Annotated in this window: 4 protein-coding genes; 3 read left to right on the plus strand and 1 reads right to left on the minus strand. The window is 76.3% G+C overall.

The window, feature by feature from the left end:
• Positions 1-587, plus strand: a 587-nt coding sequence (gene pcaC / locus ACWEN3_RS41225; protein WP_452982277.1) for a 4-carboxymuconolactone decarboxylase, incomplete at its 5' end; no start/stop codon positions are given.
• A gap of 81 nt (positions 588-668) precedes the next feature.
• Here the strand turns inward: pcaC and ACWEN3_RS41230 are convergent.
• Complete coding sequence (locus ACWEN3_RS41230) at positions 669-3350, minus strand: ATP-binding protein (protein ID WP_452982280.1); 2682 nt, start codon at positions 3348-3350, stop codon at positions 669-671.
• Positions 3351-3576: 226 nt separating this feature from the next.
• On the opposite strand from ACWEN3_RS41230, the gene ACWEN3_RS41235 reads away from it, so the two are divergent.
• Both ACWEN3_RS41235 and ACWEN3_RS41240 read left to right on the plus strand, forming a co-directional pair.
• Entirely contained in the window at positions 3577-4824 is a 1248-nt protein-coding gene (locus ACWEN3_RS41235) for an MFS transporter (protein ID WP_452982286.1), read from the plus strand.
• Between the two features lie 3 nt (positions 4825-4827).
• Positions 4828-5042: anhydro-N-acetylmuramic acid kinase (locus ACWEN3_RS41240; RefSeq protein WP_452982283.1), on the plus strand; the 215-nt coding region annotated here is incomplete at its 3' end.

Genomic DNA, 5042 nt, shown 5'->3' on the forward strand with positions numbered 1-5042 from the left:
GAAGGCGGCGACGGGTCGTGCAGCACGGCGTCCGCCAGTTGGTACCGACCCTCCTCGTGGCGGGCCGGGAGGATCCCGCGACGCCGCCCGCGCAGCTGCGGGAGATCGCGGACGCGGTGCCGTCCTCGACCCTGGTGGAGCTGCCCGGGGCGTCCCATCTCGCGCCGGCGCAGGCCCCACGGGCCGTGCTGGCCGCGCTGCGCACCCAGTTCGACGGTCCGCCCGCGAGCGGGATGGCGGTGCGCCGGGAGGTACTGGGCGACGCGCACGTGGACCGGGCGCAGGCCCGGCAGACCCCGTTCACCGCCCGCTTCCAGGACTTCATCTCCCGCTACGCCTGGGGCGAGGTCTGGACCGACCCCACGCTGTCCCGGCGCGAGCGCAGCATGATCACGCTGACCGCGCTGGTCGCGCACGGCCACTACGACGAGCTCGCCATGCACGTCCGGGCGGCGCGGCGCAACGGGCTGACGCCGGACGAGATCGGCGCGGTGCTCCTCCAGACGGCCGTGTACTGCGGGGTCCCGGCCGCCAACTCGGCCTTCGCGACCGCCCAGCGGGTGCTCGCCGAGGAGGAGTCGGGCTGAGGGCGACCGCCGGGGCGTCGTCCACGGCGCGAACTCGGGCGGCGGGGCCGCGGGGCGCGCGGGCCGCGGCCGCCGGGCCCGCTACCGCACCCTCCCCGACTGCAGCGCCTGCCTCGCCTGTGCCACCAGTCCGTCGGCCCCGCAGGACCGGGCGAGGTCGAGGCCCCGGTCCAGCTCGGTCACGGAGCCCGCGGCGATGCCGTACTCGATGCGGGCGGCCGCGTGCTCGTACTGGCACGGGGAGGCTTCCAGGTAGGTGACGGCCCGGGCGGCGAGCTGGGCCGCGCGCTGCCCGGTCTCCAGGGCGGCGGCGCAGCGCAGGGCCTCGCCGATCGCGGTGTCCGTGCCGAAGCGCTCGGCCTGCCGGCGGGCGTCGGCGGCGAGCTGGGCGGCGCGGTCCGGGTCCTGGCGGGCGAGGGCCTTGGCGAGGTCGATCGACCAGGGCGCGAGGACGGGGTTGTGGCCGCCGCGTGAGGCGGCGGTCTTCTCGGCGGCCTCCAGCTCGTCGACACCCTCTTCGGTGCGGCCGACGGCGAGCAGCAGGCGGCCGCGCACGGAGCGGATGTCGGGGAGCACGATCGTGGAGGGGTAGGGCGGGGCGAAGCCGTACTGCTCGGCGATCGACCAGGCCTCCTCGACCCGGCCGCGGGCCAGCAGGGTGTCGACCAGTCCGCAGCTGGCGGACCAGTACAGCGGCAGGCGGCGGCCGACGCGTTCGGCGAGCGCGAGGGCCTCGCGCAGGGTGGTCTCGGCGTCCCGCAGACGGCCCTGCCTGCGGTAGGCGAGGCCGAGGAAGGCGTTGGCCAGGGAGAGGTGGCCGCCGCGCCAGCCGGCGCCGGTGTAGACGCGCAGGGCCTCGGCGAAGAGGCTCTCGGCGCGGTCGAGCCGGTCGGCGTAGGTGTACGCGCTGCCGAGCATCATCAGCAGCTCCACGCCCCACTCGGGGTCGGTCCAGCCGAGGCCGGGCGCGAGGCGGCCGTTGACGAGGGCCCGGTCGCACAGGTCGAGGACCTCGGCGGCGCTCTCGCCGTGGGTCATCGCGTCGAAGCCGCGCAGGATCAGCAGGGCGCGTTCGGCGTTGTCGCGGCCGGTGCAGGTGGCGGCGAGTTCGGCCAGCCGCCGGGAGCGGGCCGGGGAGACGGTCTCGCCGTGGATGCCCTCCCACATGAACTGCACGGCCTGCAGCCGCATCCGGACGGGGCCGGGTTCGTGCCGGGCGGCCTCGGCCTCGACGGTGCGGACGGCCTCCTCCAGCTGGTCGTTGTGGAGCAGTGCCTGGGAGAGCCGGACGACCGCGTCGACGCGCCGGTCGGTGTCGAGGCCGGGCATGCCGAGCGCGTACTGCAGGTGCTCGATGGTGACGGCGGGCGCGGTGAGCAGGGTGGCGCAGCCCAGTTCGTAGAGGACGTGGGCGTGGACGTCGGCGCGCGGCGGTTCCGCCAGGGCGCGCTCCAGGCAGACCCGGGCCGCGTCGGGCGCGCCGACGGCGAGGTTCTCGCGGGCGGCCTCCCGGAGCTGCTCGACGAGTTCCTCGTCGTCGTCCGGGTGGACCTTGAGCAGGTGCCGGGCGGCCTCGGCGGCGCCGCGTCCCATCTCGACGATGATCTGGGCGGCGACGCCGTGCATGGCGGTGCACACGGCCGGCGGGATGGAGTTGTAGACGTCGGTGGCGATGAGCGGGTGGACGAACTCCAGCTCGACGTCGTCCCGTTCGGTGCCGGCGGCGGCGTCGGGCCGGGTGAGGATGCGGGCGTCGCAGAGGAGTCCGGCGCTGTGCCGGGCGATGTCGTCGTTCATGGTGGCGAGGTGGGCGACCATGTCGACGGTGATGCCGGTGCCGAGGATGGCGGCGGCCCAGGCGAACCGGGTGGCCTCCAGGCCGAGGCTCTTGAGCCGGTCGACCAGCCCGCCGCCGCGGGCGGCGCGGTTGAGGGCGCGGAGTTCCCCGGCCCGGGCCTCCACGGGCTGGAGTTCGCTGTCCTGCACCCGGGCGAGGAGTTCGACGGCCTCGTAGGGGTTGCCGGCGGTGACGGCCCAGACCTCGCGGCAGAACGCGTCGTCGGCGTGCCGGCCGAGGGTGCCGCGGGTGAGTCCGGCGGCCGCGTCGGGGGTGAGGGCGCGGAGGTTGCCGACGGGGCGGACCGCGGCGGCGGCGACCGCCTCGAGGTGGCGGGCGCCGTCCCCGCCGACCTCGCCGGGGCGGCGGGTGACCACGACGAGGACGGACAGCTCGTCCAGGCGCCCGGCGAACGCGGCGAGCCAGCGCAGGCTCTCCTGGTCGGCCCAGTGCGCGTCGTCGATCAGCAGCACGAGCGGCCACTCGCGGCGGGCGAGCCGGCGCACCGCCGCGACGAGTCCGTCGCACACGTACTGCGGGTCCGCGCTGCCCTCCTGGGGGTCCGCTATGCCGAGGGCGGGACCGGCGATGTCGTACCAGTCGCCGAGGTACTCGCGGGCCTCGCCGGGCAGCAGGGACAGCAGCGCGGGCTGGAGGAGCTGCCGTACGACGTTGAACGGCACGGACCTCAGGGTCTCGGCGCCGCGTGCGGACCACACGGTGCAGCCTCGGCGTTCGGCGATGCGGCGCGTCTCGGCCAGCAGCGCGGTCTTGCCGAGTCCGGCCTCGCCCCGGAAGACCATCAGGCTGCCCCCGGACGACTGGTCGGCGCACAGGACGTCGAGTGCCTGTGCGACGGTGCCGATCTCCGCGTCCCGCTCCCACAGGGGAGCCGAGGCGGCCGCCGGCGGCCGTCCCTCCGTCATCCCGTTACCTCCCCAGGTCGCCCGAATGACGTACAGACCACGAGCGTAGCCGTCCGGTGGGATGTGTGGTGACCGGTCGGGACAGCTGTTGCCCCGCCGGGTGAAAACGAGGGCGGGCGGACGACGCCCCACCGGCCCGACCAGCCGGTGAGCAGCGGACGGAGCGTCAACCTTGGCCTATACGGAGCGGGTTCCGGCCCGCCGCGCGGGGACCCGGGGACCCGGGGTGCGGGCGGTGGCGGCGGGGTCGGTGGGGAACTTCGTCGAGTGGTACGAGTTCGGTGTCTACGGCTTTCTGGCCACGGTGCTGGCCGAGCGGTTCTTCACCCCGGCGGGCGGCGGCGCGGCGGAGGGGCTGGTGCGGACGTACGCCTCCTTCGCGCTGGCGTTCTTCTTCCGGCCGGTCGGCGCGGTCCTGTTCGGCCGGCTGGGCGACCGGTGGGGGCGGCGGCCGGTGCTGATCGGGGTGGTGGCGCTGATGTCGGGCGCGACGGCGCTGATCGGGCTGCTGCCGACGTACGACACGGCGGGCGCGCTCGCGCCGTGGCTGCTGACGCTGCTGAGGGCTCTTCAGGGACTGGCTGCGGGCGGGGAGTTCGGGGGCGCGGTGGCGCTGCTGACGGAGTTCGCCCCGCCGGGCCGGCGCGGGCTGTACGGGGCGTGGCAGTCGTTCACGGTGGCGCTGGGGCTGCTGGGCGGGGCGGGGGTGACGGCGGTGACGGCCGCCGTGCTCGGTGGGGGACGGCTGTCCGACTGGGGGTGGCGGCTGCCGTTCCTGCTGGCCCTGCCCCTGGGGCTGGTGGCGCTGTGGTTGCGGGCGGGGCTGGCGGAGACCCCGGTGTTCATGGCGCGGGAGAGCAGGCCCGGGGTGCGGCTGAGGCGCGGGGCGGTGGTGCGGGCGGTGGCGCGGGTGACGGGGTGGTCGGCGGCCGGGTACACCTTCCTGGTCGTGCTGCCGTCGTATCTGCAGACCGCGCTGCACGCGGACCTGGGGCAGGCGCTGCTGGCCGCGGTGCCGGCCAACGCCGGGTTCGCCGCGGCGATCCTGCCCGCGGGGCTGCTCAGCGACCGGGTGGGACGGCGGCCGGTGCTGTTCGCGGGCGCCGCGCTGGTGGTGGTGACGGCCCTGCCGCTGCTCGGCCTGCTGCGGGACCCGGGCGCCTCACCGCCGGTCAAGGCCCTGGCCCTGGCCGCCGCGGGCGCGGTGGTCGGGCTGATGGCGGGGCCGGGCCCCGCGCTGCTGGCCGAGATGTTCCCGGCGCGGGTGCGCTGGACGGGCCTCGGGCTCGCCTACGCCCTGTCGAACGCGGTGTTCTCCGGCTGCGCGGGCCTGGTCGTCACCGAGGCGGTACGGCGCACCGGGGACCCGGACGTGCCCGCCTACTACGCGGCGGCGGCCTGCGCGGTGAGCGCGGTGGCCCTGCTCGGACCCGCCCCGGGAGAGCCGGCGGCGGACTGCGACGGAGGTGCGTGACGGATGAGGGTGATCGGGCTGATGTCGGGGACGTCGTACGACGCGGTCGACGCGGCGGCGGCCGATCTCCGGCTGGACGGCGACACGTTGGCGCTGCGTCCCCTGGGGATGGTCAGCACGCCGTACGACGGGGCTCTGCGCGCGGCGCTCACGGCGGCGCTGCCGCCGGGCGCCCCCCGGCTGGCGGCGGTGTGGCGGCTCGACACCGGCATCGGCCG

Source organism: Streptomyces sp. NPDC004561, from assembly GCF_053602155.1.